General features: G+C 45.4%; 22 protein-coding genes and 2 pseudogenes. 8 read left to right on the top strand and 16 right to left on the bottom strand.

All coding sequences use genetic code 11. From position 1 onward, the window contains the following. Nucleotides 1–30 precede the first annotated feature (30 nt). Complete coding sequence (gene pbpC, locus ACGE0T_RS07180; RefSeq protein ID WP_459189848.1) at nt 31–2331, top strand: penicillin-binding protein 1C; 2301 nt, start codon at nt 31–33, stop codon at nt 2329–2331. Between the two features lie 3 nt (nt 2332–2334). Here the strand turns inward: pbpC and ACGE0T_RS07175 are convergent, their stop codons facing one another. The 3 genes from ACGE0T_RS07175 to ACGE0T_RS07165 are packed head-to-tail and all read right to left on the bottom strand — an operon-like array spanning nt 2335 to nt 3880. Beyond that, nucleotides 2335–3174 (bottom strand): D-Ala-D-Ala carboxypeptidase family metallohydrolase, encoded by an 840-nt coding sequence (locus ACGE0T_RS07175; protein ID WP_459189847.1) that lies wholly within the window; start codon nt 3172–3174, stop codon nt 2335–2337. Between the two features lie 34 nt (nt 3175–3208). Then, nucleotides 3209–3412, bottom strand: a complete 204-nt coding sequence (locus ACGE0T_RS07170; protein WP_459189846.1) for a hypothetical protein — start codon at nt 3410–3412, stop codon at nt 3209–3211. 18 nt (nt 3413–3430) lie between these two features. Then, the gene (locus ACGE0T_RS07165) at nt 3431–3880 is read right to left on the bottom strand and encodes an HU family DNA-binding protein (protein WP_459189845.1); all 450 of its coding nucleotides are present in this window, start codon (nt 3878–3880) and stop codon (nt 3431–3433) included. Nucleotides 3881–4317: 437 nt separating this feature from the next. On the opposite strand from ACGE0T_RS07165, the gene ACGE0T_RS07160 reads away from it, so the two are divergent. Further along, nucleotides 4318–4542, top strand: coding sequence for a DUF3791 domain-containing protein (locus ACGE0T_RS07160; protein WP_459189844.1), 225 nt, complete (start codon nt 4318–4320; stop codon nt 4540–4542). Continuing rightward, complete coding sequence (locus ACGE0T_RS07155; RefSeq protein WP_459189843.1) at nt 4539–4826, top strand: hypothetical protein; 288 nt, start codon at nt 4539–4541, stop codon at nt 4824–4826. Before ACGE0T_RS07160 ends, ACGE0T_RS07155 begins: the two co-directional genes overlap by 4 nt. Before the next feature lie 145 nt (nt 4827–4971). Here ACGE0T_RS07155 and ACGE0T_RS07150 read toward each other — a convergent pair whose 3' ends face one another. The 13 genes and pseudogenes from ACGE0T_RS07150 to ACGE0T_RS07090 form a co-directional block, all read right to left on the bottom strand. Then, complete coding sequence (locus tag ACGE0T_RS07150; protein WP_459189842.1) at nt 4972–5448, bottom strand: hypothetical protein; 477 nt, start codon at nt 5446–5448, stop codon at nt 4972–4974. A gap of 525 nt (nt 5449–5973) precedes the next feature. Then, nucleotides 5974–6502 (bottom strand): annotated as a pseudogene (locus ACGE0T_RS07145) (KilA-N domain-containing protein); the annotation flags it as partial. Nucleotides 6503–6850: 348 nt separating this feature from the next. Continuing rightward, a complete protein-coding gene (locus ACGE0T_RS07140; protein WP_459189841.1) occupies nt 6851–7504 on the bottom strand; it encodes a hypothetical protein in 654 nt (217 codons plus the stop codon). Continuing rightward, entirely contained in the window at nt 7501–8511 is a 1011-nt protein-coding gene (locus ACGE0T_RS07135) for an XAC2610-related protein (protein ID WP_459189840.1), read from the bottom strand. Before ACGE0T_RS07135 ends, ACGE0T_RS07140 begins: the two co-directional genes overlap by 4 nt. A 32-nt stretch (nt 8512–8543) precedes the next feature. Then, a complete protein-coding gene (locus ACGE0T_RS07130; protein WP_459189839.1) occupies nt 8544–8651 on the bottom strand; it encodes a DUF6688 family protein in 108 nt (35 codons plus the stop codon). Between the two features lie 109 nt (nt 8652–8760). Beyond that, nucleotides 8761–9108: pseudogene (locus ACGE0T_RS07125) on the bottom strand (KilA-N domain-containing protein); the annotation flags it as partial. A 259-nt stretch (nt 9109–9367) separates the two neighbouring features. Beyond that, nucleotides 9368–10885 carry a fimbrillin family protein gene (locus tag ACGE0T_RS07120; protein ID WP_459189838.1) on the bottom strand — a complete coding sequence of 506 codons (1518 nt, stop codon included), beginning with the start codon at nt 10883–10885 and terminating at the stop codon, nt 9368–9370. Between the two features lie 13 nt (nt 10886–10898). Then, nucleotides 10899–12491 carry a fimbrillin family protein gene (locus ACGE0T_RS07115; RefSeq protein WP_459189837.1) on the bottom strand — a complete coding sequence of 531 codons (1593 nt, stop codon included), beginning with the start codon at nt 12489–12491 and terminating at the stop codon, nt 10899–10901. A gap of 141 nt (nt 12492–12632) precedes the next feature. Next, nucleotides 12633–13604, bottom strand: a complete 972-nt coding sequence (locus ACGE0T_RS07110) for a fimbrillin family protein (protein ID WP_459189836.1) — start codon at nt 13602–13604, stop codon at nt 12633–12635. A gap of 74 nt (nt 13605–13678) precedes the next feature. Then, complete coding sequence (locus tag ACGE0T_RS07105) at nt 13679–14623, bottom strand: fimbrillin family protein (RefSeq protein ID WP_459189835.1); 945 nt, start codon at nt 14621–14623, stop codon at nt 13679–13681. Nucleotides 14624–14651: 28 nt separating this feature from the next. Continuing rightward, nucleotides 14652–15578, bottom strand: coding sequence for a FimB/Mfa2 family fimbrial subunit (locus ACGE0T_RS07100; RefSeq protein WP_459189834.1), 927 nt, complete (start codon nt 15576–15578; stop codon nt 14652–14654). Nucleotides 15579–15601: 23 nt separating this feature from the next. Next, nucleotides 15602–16741 carry a DUF3575 domain-containing protein gene (locus ACGE0T_RS07095; RefSeq protein ID WP_459189833.1) on the bottom strand — a complete coding sequence of 380 codons (1140 nt, stop codon included), beginning with the start codon at nt 16739–16741 and terminating at the stop codon, nt 15602–15604. Nucleotides 16742–17182: 441 nt separating this feature from the next. Beyond that, complete coding sequence (locus ACGE0T_RS07090) at nt 17183–18118, bottom strand: site-specific integrase (RefSeq protein WP_459189832.1); 936 nt, start codon at nt 18116–18118, stop codon at nt 17183–17185. A 360-nt stretch (nt 18119–18478) separates the two neighbouring features. Between ACGE0T_RS07090 and ACGE0T_RS07085 the strand changes: the two genes are divergently transcribed. From ACGE0T_RS07085 to ACGE0T_RS07065, 5 genes are all read left to right on the top strand, one after another. Then, entirely contained in the window at nt 18479–20275 is a 1797-nt protein-coding gene (locus ACGE0T_RS07085; RefSeq protein ID WP_459189831.1) for a helix-turn-helix domain-containing protein, read from the top strand. 231 nt (nt 20276–20506) lie between these two features. Further along, a complete protein-coding gene (locus ACGE0T_RS07080) occupies nt 20507–21193 on the top strand; it encodes a hypothetical protein (protein WP_459189830.1) in 687 nt (228 codons plus the stop codon). A 208-nt stretch (nt 21194–21401) separates the two neighbouring features. Continuing rightward, nucleotides 21402–21953, top strand: coding sequence for a protease inhibitor I42 family protein (locus ACGE0T_RS07075; RefSeq protein WP_459189829.1), 552 nt, complete (start codon nt 21402–21404; stop codon nt 21951–21953). 166 nt (nt 21954–22119) lie between these two features. Next, nucleotides 22120–22710 (top strand): N-acetylmuramoyl-L-alanine amidase, encoded by a 591-nt coding sequence (locus ACGE0T_RS07070; protein WP_459189828.1) that lies wholly within the window; start codon nt 22120–22122, stop codon nt 22708–22710. After that, complete coding sequence (locus ACGE0T_RS07065) at nt 22707–23237, top strand: Pvc16 family protein (RefSeq protein ID WP_459189827.1); 531 nt, start codon at nt 22707–22709, stop codon at nt 23235–23237. The genes ACGE0T_RS07070 and ACGE0T_RS07065 overlap by 4 nt, the downstream gene beginning before the upstream one ends. Nucleotides 23238–23240: the final 3 nt, after the last annotated feature.

The raw sequence follows: 23240 nt of genomic DNA, 5'->3' as shown, positions 1-23240 counted from the left end.
CTTCTATCCATATTGATTTTATGGGGATGTATGTACATATGGGTGCCTCAAAAGTTATTCCGGGCACCTTATTCCACATTACTTTATTCGTCTGAAGGAAACCTGCTGGGAGCGCGTATCGCCCCGGACGGACAATGGCGTTTTCCTGCAACGGATTCATTGCCGGAAAAATTTATAGACTGCCTGCTTACTTACGAAGACAAACGCTTCTACTGGCACCCCGGAATCGATATAGCAGCCATATCACGGGCATTCCGCCTAAATGCCAAGGCAGGGAAAGTTATCAGCGGCGGAAGTACCATTACGATGCAACTTGCCCGTATCGCCAGAGGGAACCGGGAACGCACCTTCTATGAGAAAGGCATTGAAATCTGCTGGGCGCTTTATCTGGAAAGTGTTTACAGTAAAAAAGAAATATTAAACCTGTATGCATCCCATGCCCCGTTCGGAGGGAATGTCATAGGCATTGAAACAGCCTCGTGGAGATATTTCGGGCGCAGTGCCGCAGACCTTTCATGGGCGGAAAGCGCAACGCTTGCAGTTCTTCCCAACTCTCCCGCCCTTATTCATCCGGGACGAAACAGGAAGCAACTGAAAGCCAAACGAGATAAACTGCTTGCCTCTTTAAAGCAAAGAGGTATTCTGGATGAAACGGAATACGAACTGGCCTGTATGGAACCCCTTCCCGAAGCTCCCGTCCCCCTACCGAATGATGCTCCTCACTTATTGGAGCGTCTGGCAGCCCAGGCACCGGGAACCCGCATATCCACTTCTGTACGGCAAATGTTACAACGGCAGACACAAGACATTGTAAACCGTTACGCCCTTGAATACAGTTCCAACCATATCCATAATATAGCGGCAATCATCGCCGATGTGGAAACAGGAGAAGTGCTTGCCTATGCCGGGAACGCGACTTTCAAAGCGGATGCCCGTAAGAGTAACCATGTCGACGTCATCACTTCTCCACGGAGCACAGGCAGTATCCTGAAACCATTTCTTTACGCAGCCATGTTGCAAAGCGGGCAAATACTTCCGAACACATTGGTATCCGATGTTCCGTTAAACATAAACGGATTTACCCCCCAGAATTACAACAAGACCTTTTACGGTGCGGTTCCTGCCCATCAGGCTATCGCACGTTCACTAAACGTGCCGCTTGTCAGGATGTTGTCCGAATATAATACCGGCCGCTTTATGTCCCTGCTCAAATCCTATGGGATGACCACTTTACGTTTTTCGGAAGACCATTACGGGGCAGCCCTTATTTTAGGAGGAGCAGAAGGAACCCTATGGGATATGTCCGGCATGTATGCATCCATGTCGCGCGTACTCTCCCATTACCGTAAATATAACGGCCGGTATAATCCAGCCGACATTCATCCACTAACCCCTTATCCTGTAAAAGAGGAGGAAGCTCCTATCCTGTCTCCTGCAGACAAGCGGCTAACGGATAAACCGTTGCTTTCTGCTGCCTCACTCTGGTTCACATACGAAGCCATGTCGGCCCTGAACCGTCCGGAAGAAGAAGCCGACTGGCAACAATTCAATTCGATGAAACAGGTAGCATGGAAAACTGGAACCAGCTACGGAGGACGCGATGCCTGGTCTATCGGCACCACGCCCCGCTACGTGGTTGGCGTATGGGTTGGCAACGCATCCGGAGAAGGACGTCCGGGCCTTACCGGTGTGGGAAGCGCGGCTCCGGTTATGTTCGACCTCTTTTCGCTGTTACCTGCCGGAAACTGGTTCGACGAACCTTTTGACGAAATGGAACCGATGGTAATCTGCCGCCTCAGCGGGCACAAAGCATCTCCTATCTGCGACCAAACTGATACATTATATATGCCGCGCACAGGCATTAATACACAAGTTTGCCCTTATCACCAATTAGTACATCTTTCGGCAGACGGCAAGTTCCGGGTAAACAGTTCCTGCGAATCGGTCGACCGTATGATAACCCGTCCCTGGTTTGTACTGCCCCCGTCGCAAGAATTCTATTACCGGAATTATCATATCGGCTACACCCCGCTCCCCCCTATCAAACCGGGATGCGAACAAACACAAAGCCACCAAATCGAACTGATTTATCCAGAACATAATGCAGTGCTCTATCTTCCCAAAGGCTTTTCCGGCCAACAGGAGAAGTTCATATTTAAAGCCGCACACGCACGTCCCGAGGCTGTTGTCTACTGGCACCTTGACGATACATATCTGGGAGAAACCAAAGACAGGCATCAGATAACCTGTTCCCCGGCACCGGGCAAACACATGCTTACGTTAATAGACAACTGGGGCAATCAAAGGAAGATTCTTTTTGAGGTAAAGTAAAACTTATCCGGAAACCGTTCGATAAGCAAAGAAAACACCAACCAATCCGAACCCTATAATCAAAAGCAAGGGACGGATATAACCCGAAGAAATATGTTGAGTTTTTGTTTCCGTAGAGACAGTTCCTGTCTGTTGCCGGGTATAATCCCCAGAAATAGAAGCCATCACTTTCCCTGTATCTGCAATTTGCCTGTATCTCCCGGTCTCTATAGTTGTAACAACCCTCGGAAACTGCCCTCCTGAACTGTCGGGAGGCGAATAAACCACTTGGCAAAGCCGGTAGACCATTGTGTCCGTCAAATGAAAATCCCGTTTTCCATGTAATGCCTGCAATACCTTTAACCCTGTCGTATCTGCATAAACCAACTGTTTCTGTTTATTAGTTTGCCTGTGAGACCCACATCCCTGTAGCAAAAAAGCAAAACAACATACATAAAACAAGACCTGCATCCGGTTCGCCCCTGACTTTTTCAACGACAAATGCAGGAAATTCCGCTTGCAATAGTATATCGCCTGGTCGAATACCAGCCCGGAAGAACGAAGAACCGTCAATAATCTTGCCAGATCCGGCGTATAACAGTCTGCCGCCTCTCCCCGGCAATGCTGGCTATTCACCACTCCTCCGGCAAGGCGATTCACTTTCCGGTTCCTGAATCCGCTCAATATGGCAATCGGCGCACCGTATAGCAGTCGTAGAGGTTCCAGCAGATGAATTGCCAAATGCCTCATTGCTTCACGTTCAGCTTCCGGCGGTTCATTGTCGATAGCCTGTTCTACCGCAATACGGCTGTAACTCATTTCTTCCAAACTAAAATGCTCGCTCAACATTATTTTTCCTTTCATATTACCCATTTATAAGATTCACCCTATACCTTTATTATTTACTCCCCCTTACTTTGAACCGGTACGTATAATCCACTCCGAAAAGCGCCCCGGCGAAGGTGCTGATTTCCCCGAAAGCCACCAGTACACTATGGTCGATCAGTCCCGGCGGATTTACCCAGAAACTACAGAAGAGAAGGACAATCCCACTCAATGTGAGCAGGATTGCCATGACTAACTGGACAGTCATCTTCTTCATTCCAAAGCTTTCCGGTAATTACAGTTCCGACGGTTTATCTCCATCACTACCTCCGGTGTCATCTCCGGATGCCGCCGGTAGGGCAACCTTCTCGAAGACTGCCTGCCCTTTTATCGTTCGCAATGCCTTGCCCGGGAAAAAACGGACTCGTGGTTCCCGTATCATATTCGGGTCAAAAACTTCGGCGCTCTCCGCACCTCCCGACCCTAAAGCTAAACGGAAATTACCCAACTCCCCTGCTTGTACGCGCCGCCCATGTTGTAAATGGCGAACCAATACAACATTCATACGGTCCAGAACCGCTTTTACTCCGGCGCTTCCTACTCCGCTACTGTCCGCCACTTCTTCTATAAATTCATCAAAAGTCACCAAATCACCGGATACAATCTGCGCATACAATTTTTGCGGAACCAGCTCACTGTCTTTACCTAAATTCTTTCTCACTACCAATCTGTACTTTACCGACATAATAATGTTTTTTAATTGTTATATATCCGTTATCGGACACAATACAAACATAATATGAATACGAACTATAAAACGCCATATAAAAGACACAATAAATACACACAACAATAATATACAATATATTACATATCAAGCAATCTTTTATATAGCAACAGGCATTCCAGCCTATAATTGCCATAATTACAGGATACACAAAAGATTACAATATATCTATTTATATTTTATTAATCGGTTTTCAAGACGAAAGATATCTTCTATAATTATAGTATGTGTCTGTAGCTTTATATGAGGAATTTATAAATGCTCGCATATTCTTTTTGTTCTGATGGAGTCATATGAACAAAAGAATCCCTTACATCCATGCTTTATTCTATATTTTTTTTATCTTTGTGAGATATAGAACCCAAGTAAGGTATATTCGTGAAATAACTGTTATTATGGACAAAAAGGACTTAGATATTGCTTACTTCATTTCGTTTTGTATCGAACAATATAAAACAAAATATGGTTTTTCAGGCAAAGAAGTAATGAGTTTGTTTGAGAAATATGATGTCTTGCAATATTTGTCGGACAACTTTGAAGTACTACATACCCAAAGCCGGCAATGGTTGATAGAAGAAATAGAGGATTATATCACAAAGGAAAAGGAGAAAACTCTATGAAATTATATCACGGTAGTTTAGAAACAGTAGAAAAACCGCAAATACGGCTTGCTATGAATAGAGAAATTACAGACAATAATCTTTATTTGCTATTACCCTCAAAAGTTAGTCTATTTGCACAGGTATATGTAAAAGAACACGGAGGTCCAATTATAGATGCAATACGAAAATTCTATCATTCTAACACCTATAAGAATTTAGAAAAAGAAAATACCAAATTATGGCATTATGGTGCTGTAGCTTTATATGAGGAATTTATAAATGAAAAACGGGTGGGAGGATAAAATAAGTATTACCTATACTCTGATTCGCTGAAAATTGTAAGGTACCCGCTTCATTCGCTTGCTCAGCTATTATTAAAGACCGGAAATCTACGGGGTACCCATTACAATAAAAAGCGAAAACTATCCGTTACGCCGGTTCATCCTGCTACATCTCATCGATATCATGAATTTTCAGGCGTGCAAAAAGGTCGAGCAATTCATCCGTATCCAGATTACAGAAACGGAGCTTATCGCCAAACGTGCTTAATTTGTATGGATTAGGAAAAACCAGTTCCAATACAAATGCGAGATGGTTATACGATGGCATGTACCCGCGTTTCTTTCCTTCCAGCAAAGAGATAAGCTTCGTCAGCATTTCACGTTCCTGCAACGGATATTGCAGCGTTCCCAATACGGTGTGTTCCAGTAAAAAATTCAAAGCATATTGCCAATCATGCTGGAACAGGCGGCGGAGGAACAGGCGGTAACGCACCCCGACCTTATCCCATTCACAAAATGCGGTCTCATAAGCAGCACGATAATAAAAGACACGCTCTTCTTTGGTTAATCTACTCAGTTTCGCTTCAAACCTGTGTACGGAAGGCGTTTCGCTCCCGAACAGTCGTTTTAAATCTATATACATTATTTTTGGAAGGAGGGGTTTGGTTTGCCCTCCTGCCTGCCATACCGGTTATCGCCTGGAAAAGGGCACATAACCGGTAACTAAAGGGTTAGACGAAGATATCTGTCAGATTGAAAATCCTGATACTCGCGAACAGCGGACAACAGATCCGCCGGGATGGATGATTCTTCGGTTAATGCCATAAAAAAATATTGTCGACCCGCTTCTCGGGTTATCCGTTTAAATAGATAAATGAACGGCTACGCCGTAATAGGTAAATAAGATCAGAAAGCAAAGTCACCGGTCAGGTCGCCGCACGAGGCGGCAATCAGACAGGTGACGGCTGCCGCCGAAGCAAGGCGCAGGCCTTGCCGGGTGATCCGTAAATAGTTGTTCTTGTCCATATCGCTTATAAATTTGTTTTCAGTTATAAGCGTTTCCCGGAAAGAGGGTGTCGGGGAGGGGATTATTTGAGATACTTCTTGTTCACGTCTTCCAGTACCTGCATCTGCTGAATGGCTATCCGGTTGAGCCGCACGAGCCTTTCGTGCTGCGGGGTGACTTCTGCCGGAATGAGGTTCTGCTTGATGGCATCGGTGTGAATGCGGTAGTTTATCTTCGACAGTTCGCGCTTCGCACTCCAGCCTATCTGGGCTTGCTCCTGCTCTTTGAGGAGCTGGAACTCCTTGACAACATACAATTCAAACTCTACAGATATCCAACTGGCAAACTTAAATGCGATGTCTTTGTGTGCAAAAGTTCCTCCATAACGACCGGATTTGGAAACAATACCGATAGCGGCTGTCGCTTCAATCCATTTCTGCGGAGAAAGTGTAAAGGCGTTTAAGCCGGTTTCTTTTCTAAACCTATCGAATTCGATAGGTTTAAAATCGGGATTGTACAAACTTTCCCAAATGCCAAGATACTCAATTGTATTACGATTACGCATCCAGTTTCCTATCACGATAAATGCGTCATCGGTCTTGTATTTAGCTATATCGGTTAAAGAAATATAGTCTTGTCCGTTTACCTTTACAAGGGTGACGCTTGTATTTTTTACGATTATTCTTGCCATTTCCCGCGTCCTTTCGTTTAAACACTGGCAAAGGCAGGTTTTTCCCTTCAAATCTTCCTTTATCTCCAACACAATCTTTCAAAGAACGCTCTTGTTTTCAATGCTTTTCGTTCGTATCGAGTAAGCCATTACCTAATCCATGACACCCTACCATAAAGGTGACAAGTTTTGTTTCACTATTTTGCGTAATTCTTCATCACTCGTGGTAACGGGAAAGTAATTACCTTTACAAACGAATATTTAGAGTTATGAAAACAAAGAGAAGCACCTTTAAAGTCCTGTTCTACGTGAAGAGAACAGCAGTTTATAGAGGAAGAGACGTATAGTCTTGACTCGGATTTTTAACCGCTAACGCCCAACTTCCCGCATATTGTCTTCAAAATAAAGTCTCATTGAATACCCAATCCAGTATTTAAAACCATCCGGTCTTTCCTTTTCTTCTAAATAATACATCGTTTCATTGTCAATCCAATAGGCTCCCTCTATTATTGTCCCATCTGCAAAAGGGTGTGAAGTCCACTTATCTCCTTTCTTTATTTCCAGATAATACCTCGTCCCGTCGGCTTCAAATGACCCGAAGCGATAGTTGCCGGATGGGGAATAAACAAACGTAGAGGGATTGACGAAGATTTCTTCCAAAGTTTCCAGATCATACGCACTTACAAAACCATGCCCGCCAGATTCTATCACATAATTCAATTCGGGACAATATTCATAGGCTTCATTTTCTCTCTCGAAAACAAGACTATCATTTTCTCTCTTCACATACTGACCAAAGATATTTGAATTGAGAAGTTTTTCGCTCCGCATTAATACTTCGAGAAATTTATCTTCCGCCTCCCGATCATAATATATTTTACACGGGCACTTTTTCACTTTACTATAATCGTAAACCCCGATATCCAAGGCTTTTCGTTCGATTCGAAGCTGTTTCTCTCGTGTTGAGGGCGAAACCGAGAACAAAGGAAACAATAGCCCCAACATGAATGCTGTTATTTTCATCGCGCTATTTCTTTTAAGGTGAACTTTTTGTTGTCTTTCCCCCGGGTATAACAGACCTTGATAATATTTGAACCCTGAATCGTGACGACATACACCCCGTTTACCTTCTCCCTGTACATTTCATTGTAGAATAATTGTCGTGTGGCAGGGCGTCCCTCTTCGCCTTGTTCTACAATTTCCGAGCGGTCTAAATAAATGGGTATTCGTTCTTTCTGACCTTCATATAGCACGAAGCCGCCAGCCATGTCTTCATCGTAAATAGCCAGCCGCAATTGGAAATTCTTCTTTAGTCCGACAGATTCCTGTTCGACATCCATATAATACTCGTAACAATCTTCTTCTTCAAAAACGAGATTTCCTTCCTCGTCCACGCACACCGATGTTTCGCCAGTTTCTTCATCTTCAATCCTTTCCGCGGTTAAACAATGTCGTTCCAAGAGTATCATTCGAAAACCGACAACTTTATACGTCTCTAACGTCATGTTCGCACCGGCATAACTCCGGTTTCTCGTGGTAATTGTTTTTGATTCGGGATAGAATTCCATGTTTGTACCGCCGAACTCGCTTTCGAAAAAGGTTTTGGTTTCAGGATTGTATAAAAAATAACCAAAATATATGTTATCCAGCGTTCCTGAACCTTGAAATAACGAGAAATCATCGTACCCGTCAAAATTATAATCATCAACGTACAACTGATCATTCCATACACTATCATAGCCTTCCAGGACTATTTCTTCCTGTACAAGTCGTCGGTTCGTTTTATCCAACACCTGCACGTACCGCCCTTCACTAAAATAATCGCCTTTTTCTTGCGACGTGATTAATTGTACAACGTAATTCCCGATTTCGACTTCATCAACAATTTTATCTTGCCATTCCCCCTTATCGAAATCTGCGTCCGTGCGAAACTCGGTGAAACGCGGTAACTTGAGATTTTCTTGCGCGTGTAGCCCGGGTAAAAACAAAGGGGTCAACATGCCCAACAAGGATAATACAATATCTTTCATATCTGGGATTTATTTTTACGTGATTACTTTTATCATGAAACACTCCTTTCAGCATCTTGATATTGTCTCGCTATTCGTTGTTCGGGCACGGTGTTAAAGTTGTATAGAACGACCGTGAAGAACCATTCGGCAGGCTTCACGATAATCCGATAGCTTTTTCCAGTTTCACCACCGCCACCTTCTCGTAATTGTCCTGTAAGAACAGCCGGAACACATTTTTATATATTTCAGCCTTATTCGTTTTCATATCAGCGCGAATTCAAATGCAATGTCCTTGTGCGCATAAGTGCCGCCATAACGTCCGGTTTTTGCCTGAATATCGATGGCATGGGTTTTCTCCACATATTCTTTCACACTGATTTTGAAACTGTTTAATCCTAACTGATTTCTAATTGTGGCGAATTCGCCATAATTAAAATCCGGATTATACAAACGCTCCCAGACACCGAGATATTCGAGTGTATTCCGGTTTCTCAACCAATCGGATATGAAGAAATCACCGTCTTTGGCTTTCAGCATATCAGTGATACAGATATAATCTTCGTTGTTGATAGACACTACGTGAATGTCAGTAGCCAGTACTGTTATCTTTGCCATTTCGTCTCCTTTCGTTTAAACATCGGCAAAGGTAGGCTTTTCCCTTCAAATCTTCCTTTATCTCCAACACAATCTTTCAAAGAACGCTCTTGTTTTCAATGCTTTTCGTTCGTATCGAGTAAGCCCGGGAACTTTCACCCCAAGCTCCTCACAGGCAGGGTCGGCAGGTGGCGCATTGGTTTTGTTACCAACCATGTTTCCACCCACCGCAAGCAGATAGCGGAAGATCTACTTCCATCTCTAATGTAGTTACGCACACCTAAAAAGCAAAAAGGGGACGGACACGATAGGCACTGTCCTTATCGCCGCTGCCGCTGTAGCCGCCGCCGAAGGACACGCCCCACGCCGACCAAAAGATGTCCTTCTCCGTACTCGACCAGTAGAAGTCGTCGCCGAAAATGGTCCCACCGACTTTTGCAAGCTGGGCATTCAGCATGTCTTTTCCTGCTGTACTTCGGTCATCACTGCCTTGCCCCCAACACACGTATTTCAACTCATTGACAGAAGGCCAGTACCAACCGCTACTATTTGCCGGAGCAGGATGGGCAGCAGCATACTCCTGAAGGGCATCGATGGGTAAAACACGATAGCTATTACTTGTACTTACCCTGGAGCCATACATTCCGGCATTATAATCCGTCAAGGCAAGCGTATTGGAATAGCCACACCATTTGTCGCTTGCCTGCAAATTGACTTTATCTTTATAAGGATTACCGTCTTTATTTACCCAATAGGTTGTGATCGTTTCGTAATCGGTACTCCAATACATTGTACCGTTACCGGCATCATGCAGGGCTACCGCCAAACCATGATTACAACCGGGATGTTTCTCCTTCAGCAAAGGGTCGTCATTGTAGGCCTCACTACCTGCCCAATACACAATACCGACAGGAGAACTTTCCGCATATCCGGCAGCATAAGGCAAAGTCGTTCCGTCAGCGTAATAAACCGCACCGGGGGCAAGTGTATATGCAATGGCTTCGGGAACAACCCGCTGATACTTTCCTTCCTGACCGGCTTTCACATTTGCCGAACCTGCTTTTTTGTCATCATTATACAAATAGTAATAACGGACAGACTTATTGGCTGATAACACAGACTCGGGAAGCAACAGGCGCATCTCTTTGGTGTCGCTCTGCCAGGGAACGTACACTTTGTCGTCAATGGTGAAACTTCCGGTGGAGGCGTGCTCCGAAACCCATAAATACGTCTGTCCATTAACCTCAAACGTGTTTTGAGGTGCAAGCGCCAGCAAAGTCATGACGTGTCGCAAGGTAACTTTTAAAACATTATGGGCTTGGTTGAATGTACCACTGCCAATCATTAAATCGGATGCGGTATAATCGGCATAATTACGTTGGTCGGCCTTGGGGACGAAAACGGCCTTTATTTCATCCGCCGTCTTTTTGCCATTCATCGTTTCGCTGTATGGATAGTAAACAAGGTAGTTATAACTTGCATCATAAGTTATATCCAAATTACCGGCTGCATCCGTCCATTTGCCGCCGTCGAAGGTGAAGGGTTTATTGTCTATCACTAACTCGCCGCTACTGCCAGTCACTATCAGTCCCAACTTGTCACCGTTGGTAAACACGGTTTGATAACCGTTCTCGACCGCACGGGTTGCAGTTCCGGGTTCTACGGAAAGGAAACCACCGTCGGACACTTCGATACTGAACGTACCTGCCTGCTGCATCATGGGGGCAGTTTCTTCTTCCGAACAAGCAGTCAGAAGAAACAGAAATAGAATGCTATATATGTAATGTACTGATTTCATTGTCGTATTTTCTTTAGTAGTGCAAAAAAGCGCGAACATCAAGAGTCGCGTCATTAGAATTGTCTCCTTCTCCCGTTGAAAGATCAACCCAAGACTGATAACCGGCACCAGTATTATCACTTGTCCAAACCTTACCCAGAGAAGTTCCACCGGCTTTTGCTATTGCAGCGGCAACCTTACCGTCTGGACTGTTGGCGTTGGAAAGATCGTGACATGTACCTCTATCCGGTAAATACCAATTCTTGTTTTTCACTTTAGGCTGATATGCATTGATTTTGTTATTCATTTCACTATTAGTATATCCGCTTCTCCAATAGACTCTTCCTGCATTATGAAGTGCCACAGCATTGTATTGACTATAAAATACACCGGCACATGTCTTCAGGTACAATGTCTCATGTGAGAATGTCCCGTCCTCATAAAGGAAATCGCCTACTTGCGGAGCTGCTGGCCGGTTATATAATACGGTAGCTACATCAATTCGCACATCAGAATGAACATCGGACAAGGTATATCGATATGTATATGTATCGTTCTCACAGATACACTCAAAATTGTTCTTTACGATTCCCTCCATCTGAACACCAGTCACTTCATAACCGCTACCGGTCTTAAAGGTGAGGACAGGGTTCTCGGTGGCATTAAACGCATATTGGAAGGACCGGCTGCTTTCTGTAACCTTTTCTTGCGTTGTATTCGTAATGGCAACATCCGTCAGGTTTTCAGTTACAACGGTGATGGTATAAGAAGGATTTGTATCATTCGTACCCGTCACCTCGCCCATGCTTTGCCAGCCGTCGGCAGAGACAAGTATTCCGCTTTTGTGCACCGTGATGGTGTAATTATATGCTTTTCCGGCTTCGGTATCTGCATCACCGCTTTGTGGAGTATAATAATAGGTATTGCTGCCTATGGTGACGCTGATAAATTTCTCTCCGCCGGGGAAAGGGGATTGAGGTATCAAAAGGGCGGAATAACTGCTGCCGGATTGGTAAGCCGTTATCCAGCTGTTATTACTGGGCTTAGTGATAGTACCGGCAGCACAGTCCACTGTGGCAGTGGTGTAGCCGTAGAATTTTACGGCAGCACCGTTCAAGTCGCTGCTCGTCAGTCCACCGCCTGCTTGCAGGGTGGCGGTGACTTTTGCCATACGATGCCCGAAGTTCAGGGTGGCGGTGGTATTGAAGGGAACCTCTTTTTGAGGAGAATACAGGAAATCCAGCTTTGCATAATTATCACTTTGGCTCTGGTCGGCAATATTTGTAAGACTGAAATTCATCGGATACCAGGCGGCGACGTTTACACTGTTTTTGTCCTGCCAATAAAAACCGTCTGCGCAGGTCAAGGTGCCGTTACTGGCAGCGGTATAGGTTTTAGAATCGCTGCCTACTTGTATGTTTACTTCTTCGCCGCCTGCCCATTGGCTGCTGTTGTCCGTGGTGGCGCGGGTGGCGGTCAGCCCGTCCACGCTGGCGGTAAACGTCATGGGGTATTTACCGTCCGGCAACGTGGTGCCGTCGTCATCGGTCAAGTCGCTGCACGAGGCGGCGAGCAGGCAGACGAAGCCGGCCACCGCTAAATTTCTAAGTGGATTTGATTTGTTCATCGTATCATTTTTCCTTTTATTATCACTGTGTGCCATCGGCAGCGGCGAAGCTGCCGGTTACCACCTCTATGGGTTGCATCCTCCGTACCTTACGCTTTTATACGGGATGGCTGATTTTCGTACCCGCCTTATGGCTGTACCCTAATCCATTTCGGCATCGCCGGTCTTTACTTCGGATGTCCAGTCCTCTATCTTTGAAGTAACACTCAGCCCGCTTTGGTTCACCGTAATCTTATAGGTATATTTCTTTCCGCTTTCAAGGGACAGACCACCGACATCGGGAATCTTGTAGCTGAATACGGCATTGTCGGCAAGTGTCACTTGGATAAATGGGGTATTCTGGCTTATGGTCTGCTTCGGAAGGATAACCGCTTCACCATAGTCGGTGTTAGCGTCGAGATTGTCTGTTGTTACCGTGCGAATGGTAATTGGAGTAGCAGCATTGCTTGCTGCCGTGAGAGCTATCATACTTGCACGAGCCGGTTGGTCGGTCATAGTTGCGCTTTTGTCCGGTGTGAAGTCCGCTTTCAACTTTGTCCCTACAATCTTCACGGTAGCACCCCTCAGGTCCGGGCCACCGTTGCCCGATTTCAGTGCCACCTCTACTTTAGAAAGCATGTGGTAGAAGTCCAACGGCACCGCACTGCTGCTACGGGTTACACCCGTCCGGACGGCATAGAGCAGGTCGGACTTGGCATACATATCCGTATTTGACTGGTCGGCTTCTACCGAATGTATGATAGATGTAGGGAACAGGGTGGTATTTTCCGTAAATGCAGCCTCTTTAAAATTCCCGTGCAGGGCATAAAAATCCAGTGTACCGCCGTCGGTGGGATAATATTGGGAGCTGCCTGTCAAGTTGCCATCACCGCCGGCCACAAGCGTCCATGCCTCTATATAATCCGGCGTAGAAGGGGTCTTGTCCGCCCATACGTAAACCGTTTCACCGCTCTGTATCTGCTCCGCCTGCGTGTTGGCGCGTGTCTGTGCCGTCACCCCGCTCGTGAGGCATATCTCCCCGTTCCGGTTGTCCGCCGGTTCGTTCCCGTCGTTGCTGCAACCTGCCAGTATCATCGTGGCGGCTGCCATTGTCATAAATAATTTCGCTTTCATTTTTAATTTTTTGTTTATATTACAATACATACGTTTTGGCTCTCATTTATCGAGACTGCTCCCGCTCGACCGGACTATTCGGCATTGCCCGTTTCACCACCGCCGTTGCCCGGTGTCCAGTCCGTCACGCTGGAAGTGACTTCCACGGCAGTCTTGCCGATGGTGATGGCGTACACATATTTGTTGCCTGCAGTAAATTGCTGTGATTGGGCGGCTTTGTTGATCGCCCATGTAAAAGAGGTGCCGTTTTTCAGGTGAAAACCGAATAGCATGTTTCCGGTGCTGCTGTTGGGCAGTACGATACCTTCGGATTTTGTTCCTTTGGCATCTGTCAGCAGTTCGATGGTCGTGGCGGCATTGCCTTCCGTGCCGACGGCGACGTCACCGCCTTTCACTACATCATATGTCGCTTGGGTTTTCTGGTTGGTAATGGAAACCCCCAGCCCTTCCATATCACCGGCAGATAGCGATGTGCCGTCCGGCTTGATAACCAGGTACAGTTTCACCAACTTGTGCCGGAACTCAAACTGCACGCCCGGATTGTCCTTCGTCTTGCCCGTTGCCTTGCCGCTCCCCATCAGGTCGATGTCCTTCTGTACCGACTGCCTGCCCACATCCACCGTATAGAGGTTGCTCTCCGGCAGCGTGCGGTAGGGGTAATAGCTGATGAAATCCCGCGCCGAACCGTCCACCGGGAAATAAACGGTTTGTCCGGCAGCAGCGGCAAAATCCCCCCTTTTACCTGTCGAGGCCGTGGTGTACTCCCGGTTGCCGGCTTCCACGGTTTCGCCGTCCAGCATATAGATGCCGATGGCATCGCCCGTCTCCCATGTTTCGTCATGCGCACGGGTCTGTACATCTATCCCGCTGCTCACCTCGAGGGCTACGCGCCCGTCCTTTCCCGGCATTGTCCCGTCCTCTTCCCCGGTGCATCCCGTCAATAGGGAGACGGCGGCACAGAGGGCCATGCCATGCAGCACACACGGTAATATGCCCATACTAAATTTCCTTTCCTTCATATTCTCTTGCCCTTTTTGGTTTTTAATTTCAATCGACCTTAATCTCCCCGTTGTCCACCACGTTCCATCCGCTGATCGCTCCGCTCATGCCTGCCTCTTTGGGCAGTTCCAACGTGGCATCCAGTTCCAGCGGTTCCACGTCCGTTCCGTTAAAATTCTTCAGGGCGTCGGTCAGGTCGCTTGTGAAGGTCTGCACATAGCCGTCCGTCCGTGTAATGACGAATGTCAGTACTTGCCTTTCTCCACCCGCCGTCCCCAGCATCCGCACCGTGGCAGCCAGTACCGGCTGTCCGGCGGCACGTGTCCTTCCGGCATCTGTCCCGATGGCAAAAACGGGAGCCACTGTTTTTCCTCCGGTTGCCACCAGCGTCCCGCGGACAAGGTCGATGGAAGGTGCGATGCCCGTCAGGGTGGCGGTTGTTCCTTCGATACGGGTTTCGTCACCGGGTTCCAGTGCCAGTACCAGTGTCAACGTGCGGGTATATTGCTGCATGGGAACAGTTACTTTTACCGTATCGTCCTGCACGACTACCGGCGTTTCGGCTGCCGCGAACAGATAGCCCGGCAACGGTTCCAGCGTGCCGTCCGTCCGTGTGTCCACCGTGGCTACATCCCCGTCAATGGTAATCCCATCTGTCCGGTGATACACCAGCAAGTCTTGCTTGCCGGGAGGGAACAAGGCATCGAAAGCGTTCGTTTCCCCGCTGACGGTCTGCTCTTGTGCGCCGATACGCAGGACATAGCTGTCCGGCAGCACGGCGTCCGACGAGCGTCCCGTCCAGTCGGTAGTTACTTCCACTGCACCCTTGCCGGGGTGCGGGGTGTTAGAAAGGCCATCTTTCACACAACCGCCGAATGAGTAGGTTATGGCAACAACAACCAGCACCCTGTACATACCGGACATTTTTATTTCCCGGAGGCCCCGGGCTCTTTTATGAATGATTGTTTTTTTCATGCTTCTTCTTTTTGCATTCTTCATTAAAAAGGCTTCCATACCAATGTCACACCCAGTTGGTTGATACCCCAGTAATTCTTTGTTTCATTGCCTTGCCGTACCCGGACACCCTCTGTCACCCGGTATTTGTCATATTCAGCACGGGTATAGCCGATACCTGCATGGAAATCCAACGACAGTGCCCGGTTCAGTTCCAGCAGATAGCCGCCTGTGATACCACCGCCCTGATAATCGCCCTGTTTGCCTGTGCCGCCGAGCTTGTAATTTAAATTACCTATATGGTACATTGCCCCCAGATACCCCCGTTTCTCCTTACCTATATAATAGCGTACTTCGGGCGATACCTTCCACAGGGCATACCGGCGGTTCTTGTCATCCCAACTCCACGATGTCCACGAGCCATTCACGAGGATACCCACATACCGGTTGATACGCCATTCCACTCCCAGGTCGGGAGTAAGCGTTGCCCAACGCAGCAAGTTTGTCCGCAAGGCTACCTGATAACCGGTTGTATAAATTCCAGGTTCCGGCATTTCCGGAGTAACTACAGTTACTTCTTGTTTATTTTTTGTTTCCTGCGGCTCCTGTCCAATTGCCTTAGGCCGTGTGATAATGCGTTCCTTTTCTTCCGCATCCCGTTTTTCCACCTCCGCCAATTTCCTTTTTTCGTCTATTCCCTGCTTGTAAATGCGGACTTTAGCGGCAGCCGCTGTGCCGGCTAACTGTTCCACTTTTTCCACACTTGCAGGAAAAGAGACGACTACTACATTATTATATATACTATCTCTTCCACAGGCATGAGAGAACAAGCGGTCGGAAACAAACATTCCTTCTGTTATCCCGCCTTTCGTTATCAATGCGGATTTCACCCGGCTGGCACGCAGGTAAGCCATATGCCTCGCAGACATTTCCACACTGCCGGATACCGCATAGCTGCTTACGTGAATATACATTTCACCGGTACGCAAATGTTCCATATTCGCAGTTAATACATCCAGCAAGTCTCTCAACTCGGCTTCATTCCCTTTATAGGGTACATAAAACATATCCTTTTGGGGAACAAAATGGAAAACCCAATAACTTTTTATTGCTTCTTGTGCTGATAGTATTCCTACAGAGAGGATAAACAATGCTGTAAGCCATAATTGCCTTTTCTTTACCATGATTAAACTTATTCGTTTTAACTGCTTCTTTCAAAGATTAATAAGTACTACGTCCTTTCCCCCTCACCTTATTTATAAAATAAGGTGAGGGAGGTGAAGCCCTGCAACAAGCTGTTTTTGCTTAATTTTTAAAAGTTTTCGGATATTCCTTTTAAGGATAAGTAAAGAGAATAGGTTACAAAAGAGTGTTAAATACGGGACATTCTAAAATCACTATATCCCAAAATAAGGAGATTTATTATTTTTCTGTAAAAAAATAAGTTTAACCTTTAATTTAGTCCAAATAAGAGTATACAAAAACAACCAAAGCCCTTTAGCCTTAGAAATATTATCTAAATAGTATCTACTATTAATTTTTTATTACTTACCTTTGCACCATTACGCGCTTTGAAAAGCAAGACATTTCATTATAATGACTAACTTCCCTCCCCTCACCTTATTTTATAAATAAGGGTATTCTTTCCTTCCCCTGACAAATGTTTCTACTTTTCCAACAACACGGTGGTTTGCCGAGACTATTTCTTCCGGGTCAAGCAGTGAAAGATAATTGCGTGTCATCTGTTCCGTACCATGTCCCAAAGCCTGGCTGATAATTCCTATGCGAACATTACACCGGTATGCCGCCGATGCCCAACTATGCCGGAAAACATACGAAGTCAATGGTTCGGATATGCCAAGTATATTCCCAATCTTTTTCAAATGCCGGTTGTATAAAGATAAAAGTGCTTTATATTCTTCATGCTTCGCATCTTTTGGCAGTACCGGAAAAAGCAGGCTTGAACCGGCTTTCCTGTAACGGGACACAATCTGCTTCATCCCCCGGTTCATCTCTACCTGTATGAATGCATTTGTTTTTTTACGACGGTAAATAACATATTTTCCATTCTTGCTGATGTTCTTCCCTGTCAGCCTTACCAAATCGGCAAAAGGCATGCCGCATGCCATAAAACTGAACAAGGCCATATCGGCGGCAACCTGCAAATGCGGATGTCCCGAAAGGTCCAATTCTGCAATCTGCTCCACTGCGGCTAAAGGGATGGAACGTTTCGCCGTCTCTTCATACTTGAGCCGCACACCTTTAAACGGGCTTTCCTTCCGCCTCAAGCCGGTTTGCATTACTGCACGGTTATACATCGCCCTGAGATTACTGATATAACTATTCACAGTATTCGTACAGAGCCTGTCCATTTCCAAAGAGTTTCTGAATCCGGAAACGAGTAGTGCTGTCACACCCCGGAGTGTCAATGGCTTTCCCCGGCAATAACATTTAAGCCGGTTACGTACTACGCGGTATAAATCGGCTGTGCTTTCCGCACCCGATTTACGTTTGCATATTTCCTGCTCATACATTAATTGATAAAAATCAGATTCCTTCATGTTGTACTTTTTTAGAGTAAAAATACAACAACTCCGCGCAAGAAACAGTTCGTTTCCACCCTTCCAAATCTACCTGCGCAGTTCTTTTCCACTACCCGGAACCTAATAGAAAAGATGTTCCGGGTAGTGGAAAAGAACTGCGCAGATTGTGAAAACAGTCTGCGCGGGTAATTATTGCTATATCTCTCATACCTCTTTTGGCAAGATATATCTTAAAATAAAAGCTCATAAATACGGAAACAAGACCCTCTCCAAGAAAATAAAAAGATTTTCAGGAAATGGTTACCGTACGGATAATTTTATATTATTTTTGTAAATGCTTATTCGTTTGTAAATAGAAACTGAAGGAATAAAAAAGATATGAACAACCTTATACTTATATTTACGTGGTTAATTGTAACAGCCTGCCTTAACATTACACATGTACATGCAGCAAACAACTCTTTACCGGACAGCCTGCTGACTGATGATTATGTCTATGAATATACCTTTTCGGATTTTGACAAAGCTACACAAATCATGAAGGAACTACGCAAACGAAATACCTATTCACAATTCCGAATGGATCTGACCGAAGGCGATTTATACTTTAATACGGGCCGGTATCTGCAAGCACTGAAATTTTATAAACGGGTGCTGGAAAGCGATTCCGTACGGAACAATGACAAGGAATATATGGAACAGGTACACCGCATGATTTCCTGCTACGACTGCCTGCACGACGAAACCAGGAAAGCCAATTACGTACGGTTATTGTTACAGAAAGCGGAACAGTGCGGCAATATGGAAATGAAATCCATTGCTCTTTTTAACATGGGGAAAATGGTCTATTACCAGGAAGATAAGCCACGGGGCTACCAGATGATAAAGGAAGCTATTTCTCTCATGAAGCAAACAAACTACAAATACAAATACGACAACCTGCGGTATAATTACAATTCGCTGCTTATCATGCAGCAACGGGACAAACGCTATGAAGATGCCCTTCAAACGCTTCAAGAACTGGAGAAAGTGGTAACCGAGGCTACCGATGAAGAACCTGGTATCGGGAATCTGACAGAAAAAGAGATAAAAACAATGCATGCGCACCAAGCAGTCGTCCTGTCCAGGTTGGGACGGATAAAGGAGGCGGACGAAGCATACCAGGCATGGGAAGCCATCGGAAAGGCCTACACAAAAGATGATTATCTGATTATCCCCTATCTGATGGACAGAAAACGGTACGATAAGGTGATTGAAATGTACACGCCACGCGAAGCCTTCCTATATGCAAACAATGATACTATCAATTACCACATGATGGCGGTAAAACGCTCGCTTGCCAAAGCATATGAGGGCAAAGGGCAGTACAAGCTGGCGTCGCAATACTATGACGCACTCGCTATCCTGACGGACAGCCTGAAAGTACGGGAACAGAAAAGTTCCGCCATCGAACTTGCCACGGTATATGAAACACACGAACGGGAAGCGGAATTACATGAACAGACAGAGCGGGTAAAGATGCGTAATGTGATGCTATTCTCTTCTGGAATAGTCCTTATGATTCTGCTGGTATTGTTTGTCAGGAATATACAGTATACCCGCACTATCCGCGAAAAAAATGTTGGCATGTCCGCCACCATACAGAAGCTGCTTGCATACCGCGATAATCTATACAAAACGGAAGAAGAACTGGCTACCCTGAAAGCGGAGAACGCCCGGTTATCCAGACCATCCTTGGCAAGTACACCGGCTATGGATGAACAAGATGACGCAGGACAGGAATCTGAGCAGGAAGAGGAACCCCAAGTAGAAAGCACTCCCTTTATTTCCGATAAAGAAATGGAAGAAAATACCGCCCTGTTCCGCAAACTCGACCGTATCGTCACGACCGAAAAGCTGTTTACTCAACAGGATTTCTCACGCGAAGGGTTAATGAAATGTATCGGGGTCGGTAAAAACCGGATAATACGAATCCTGAAACAGAATGCAGACACCGATTCAACAGAGTACATCAGCAATAAACGCCTGGAATATGCCGTCGAATTACTGAAAGAACATCCCGAATACAACATAGCCATTGTAGCGGAACAGTGCGGAATCAGCGTTTCCACCTTCAACCGGACTTTTAAAAACAAATATAAAATGACTCCGAACGAATATCGACACGCCCTGTAAAGCATTGATTCCCAACTCCAGTGACGATATGACCGAAATTGGTGACGATATGACCTAACAATATCCCTTGAAAATCTTGCTCTTTCAATTCCTTTCCGTATTTTCGCCTATAACAATAAGCAATATAGGGTAAATCAAGTTTATGACTTTCTTATTTTCAAGTCTTTCTTCCTTATTATATAAAGTATCCATTAAGGATTTAATATTATAACACTAAAAAACTTTATTAGTATGGCAACTTATCAGAAAAGCAAAATCAGTAAAATTGAACTAAACAATGCATCTGGAACAGTATGTAGTTTAGAGTGCTATTACAAAGTAAATGAGGACGATGCTCCTAAAAGAATTGGAGCTACCGGAAGATTTCCGGTAGGACAAAGTAAAACCTTGAATTTGGATGATCTGAACATTCCAAATGGAGTTTGGGTTACCGCTTATGCAAACGTGAGAGCAGGGAAAGACAGCTCTGGAGATGTATGGCTTATCTATGAAAAAGGCTATGGTTCTAAAGCCTTGTTCAAGGTAACAGGGACAGCATTTAAGACTAAAATATCATATTCCTCAATTAGTGACCAATATGGAGAAGATTTTGTAGATCACCTGAAACTATACAATCAATCAGGTACAGTTTGTTCTTTAGAATGCTATTATAAAAAGGAGAAGAACGACAATCCGACAAGAATAGGATCAACGGGTAATATTACAGTCGGCTTCCACAAAGGACTTAATCTGGATGAATTGGATATTCCAGATCTTGCCTGGGTTAATGCCTATGCAAATGTGGTTGCAGGAAGTGACGATCATGGCAATATATGGTTCCAATACAAAAGAGACTGTAAAAAAGAGGCCGTGTACACAATATCCGGAGTAATAAATTTTACGACATTGTCATTTGACAAAATAACTAAACTCGATTAAGAAATCAGTAGATTATGCATAGGTTCCGCTAATCAGATATGGTTCCTCATCCCTGCTCATACTGTTCTTTATAAGGGAACCAGAAGTAAATATAGATTACACCCTATCAGTTTCCGAAAGTGATATTCCGAAAACTTCCTCTGAATCAAAACCGGATATTCCGGTTCTTAGAACCTTACTGAATTTAATATCTAAAAAATGCAAGATTATGAAAGTAGGTGAAATTTTCACAGCCGAACGTATCACTATGGGTGGTACCGGTTATCGTTATGCACTCGTCCGTTTGACAGGTGAAGTTGCTTTGCTGGACAGTGAAGTAATCCAATTGGAACCAGGAAAATGCGGCACTCCTGAAATCCAGCGTTTCACGTTCCAGTGTCTGCGTCCGGGTAAGGCAGAAATACAGTTTGCACATTTCCGTAGTTTCGAAATGGAAACTGTCATCTTTGAAGAGGTATTACCTTTTAACGTAGAGCCCGCTACAGACAATCAACTCTCAACTCCGGGAGCCTGGTCTCCCTTCGAGGAAGTGACCGCTGAAGACAAACTTGTATTCAATAAGGCTATGGAAGGACTTGTTGGCGTAAAATACGACCCTGTAAAAGTTTCCAAACAGATTGTGTGCGGAATAAACTGCCGCTTCTTCTGCTATGGCCATCCTGCCGTTCAAGGCGAGCATCAGTTCCCAGCTATCTTGAAAATACATGTAACACCCGAAGGCGATGCACATATTATTGATATCCAGCGAGTAGTACTATAAAAAATGTTGCCACCGCCGGGCACTGAATGCGTAAGCCCGGAGTGAGTAACCTATAAAGGTAGCGACTGCTTCTCTCGCAGGAAGCGGTGGCACACGAAAAGTAATAAGAGGCCAATGACTGCAGAGAGAGACCTTGTTGAACTGAAAAATTTAAAATTCAAATGCCATGAAAATATTAATAGACAACGGTCACGGAGTGGAAACTCCGGGTAAGCGTTCCCCCGACGGACGCCTTAAAGAGTATGCCTACACCCGCGAAATAGCCAACCGTGTAGTGGATAAATTAAAATTCTCAGGCATTGACGCCCTTCGCATCGTTCCCGAAGAAACGGATATACCGCTGTCAGTTCGTGTAGTCCGGGCAAATAAAATATACATCGAAACCGGAAGACAAGCTATATTGGTATCCATCCATTGCAACGCTATGGGTAGCGGAGCGAAATGGATGGATGCAAATGGGTGGAGCGTATTTGTCAGTGAAAACGCTTCACAAAAAAGCAAACAGCTTGCCATGGCTCTGACTGAAGTAGCCAAAAGCAAAAAAATAAAGGTGCGTCAACCCTGTACCGATACACTTTACTGGACCAGCAACCTTTGCATCTGCCGAGACACCAATTGCCCAACTGTGCTGATAGAAAACTTCTTTCAGGATAATGAGGAAGATGTGAAGTTCCTGCTCTCGGAAAAAGGCAAGCAGTGTGTAACCGATATTATCACAGAAGGAATCGTAAAATACATAAATAGTAATTGTTTATGATAAAGAAAATACTGTCATATTATGCCTCCCGGTTGGACGAATACCTATCCCGGTTGCATCACCAGCCCGAAGGTCTGGCGGAAATAGGGGTCATCGGCAACAGTACAGACGAAAAGCCTTGTAAACTGATTGTTTCGCTTATCAACATCGAACGAGAAACGGCAGGAGGCATCTCCTCCCCGATGCAACGCACGACAGAAGGTTACATCCGGCAGGCTCCCCCTTTGTTGCTGAATCTGAACCTGATGCTTGCCGCCGTATATGATGAGAAGCGGTATGCCGAATCACTCGATATCCTTTCCGATACGCTGAAATTCATCCAGTCCGTACCGATATTCGAAGTGGATGGAATGGCATACACGGTGGAAATTGTAACACTATCATCGCAGGACCTGAATAACATCTGGACGATGCTGGGCGGGCAGTATTATCCTTCGGTAGTGTGCAAACTGCGCCGGCTGGTGATAGATGCGGAAGAAATAACCGGCAGCGGGGCAACAATGAAACAACCGGATATAAAACTATAAAAT

This window comes from Parabacteroides sp. APC149_11_2_Y6 (assembly GCF_054506995.1).
This window is presented reverse-complemented; position numbering and strand designations above follow the sequence as displayed.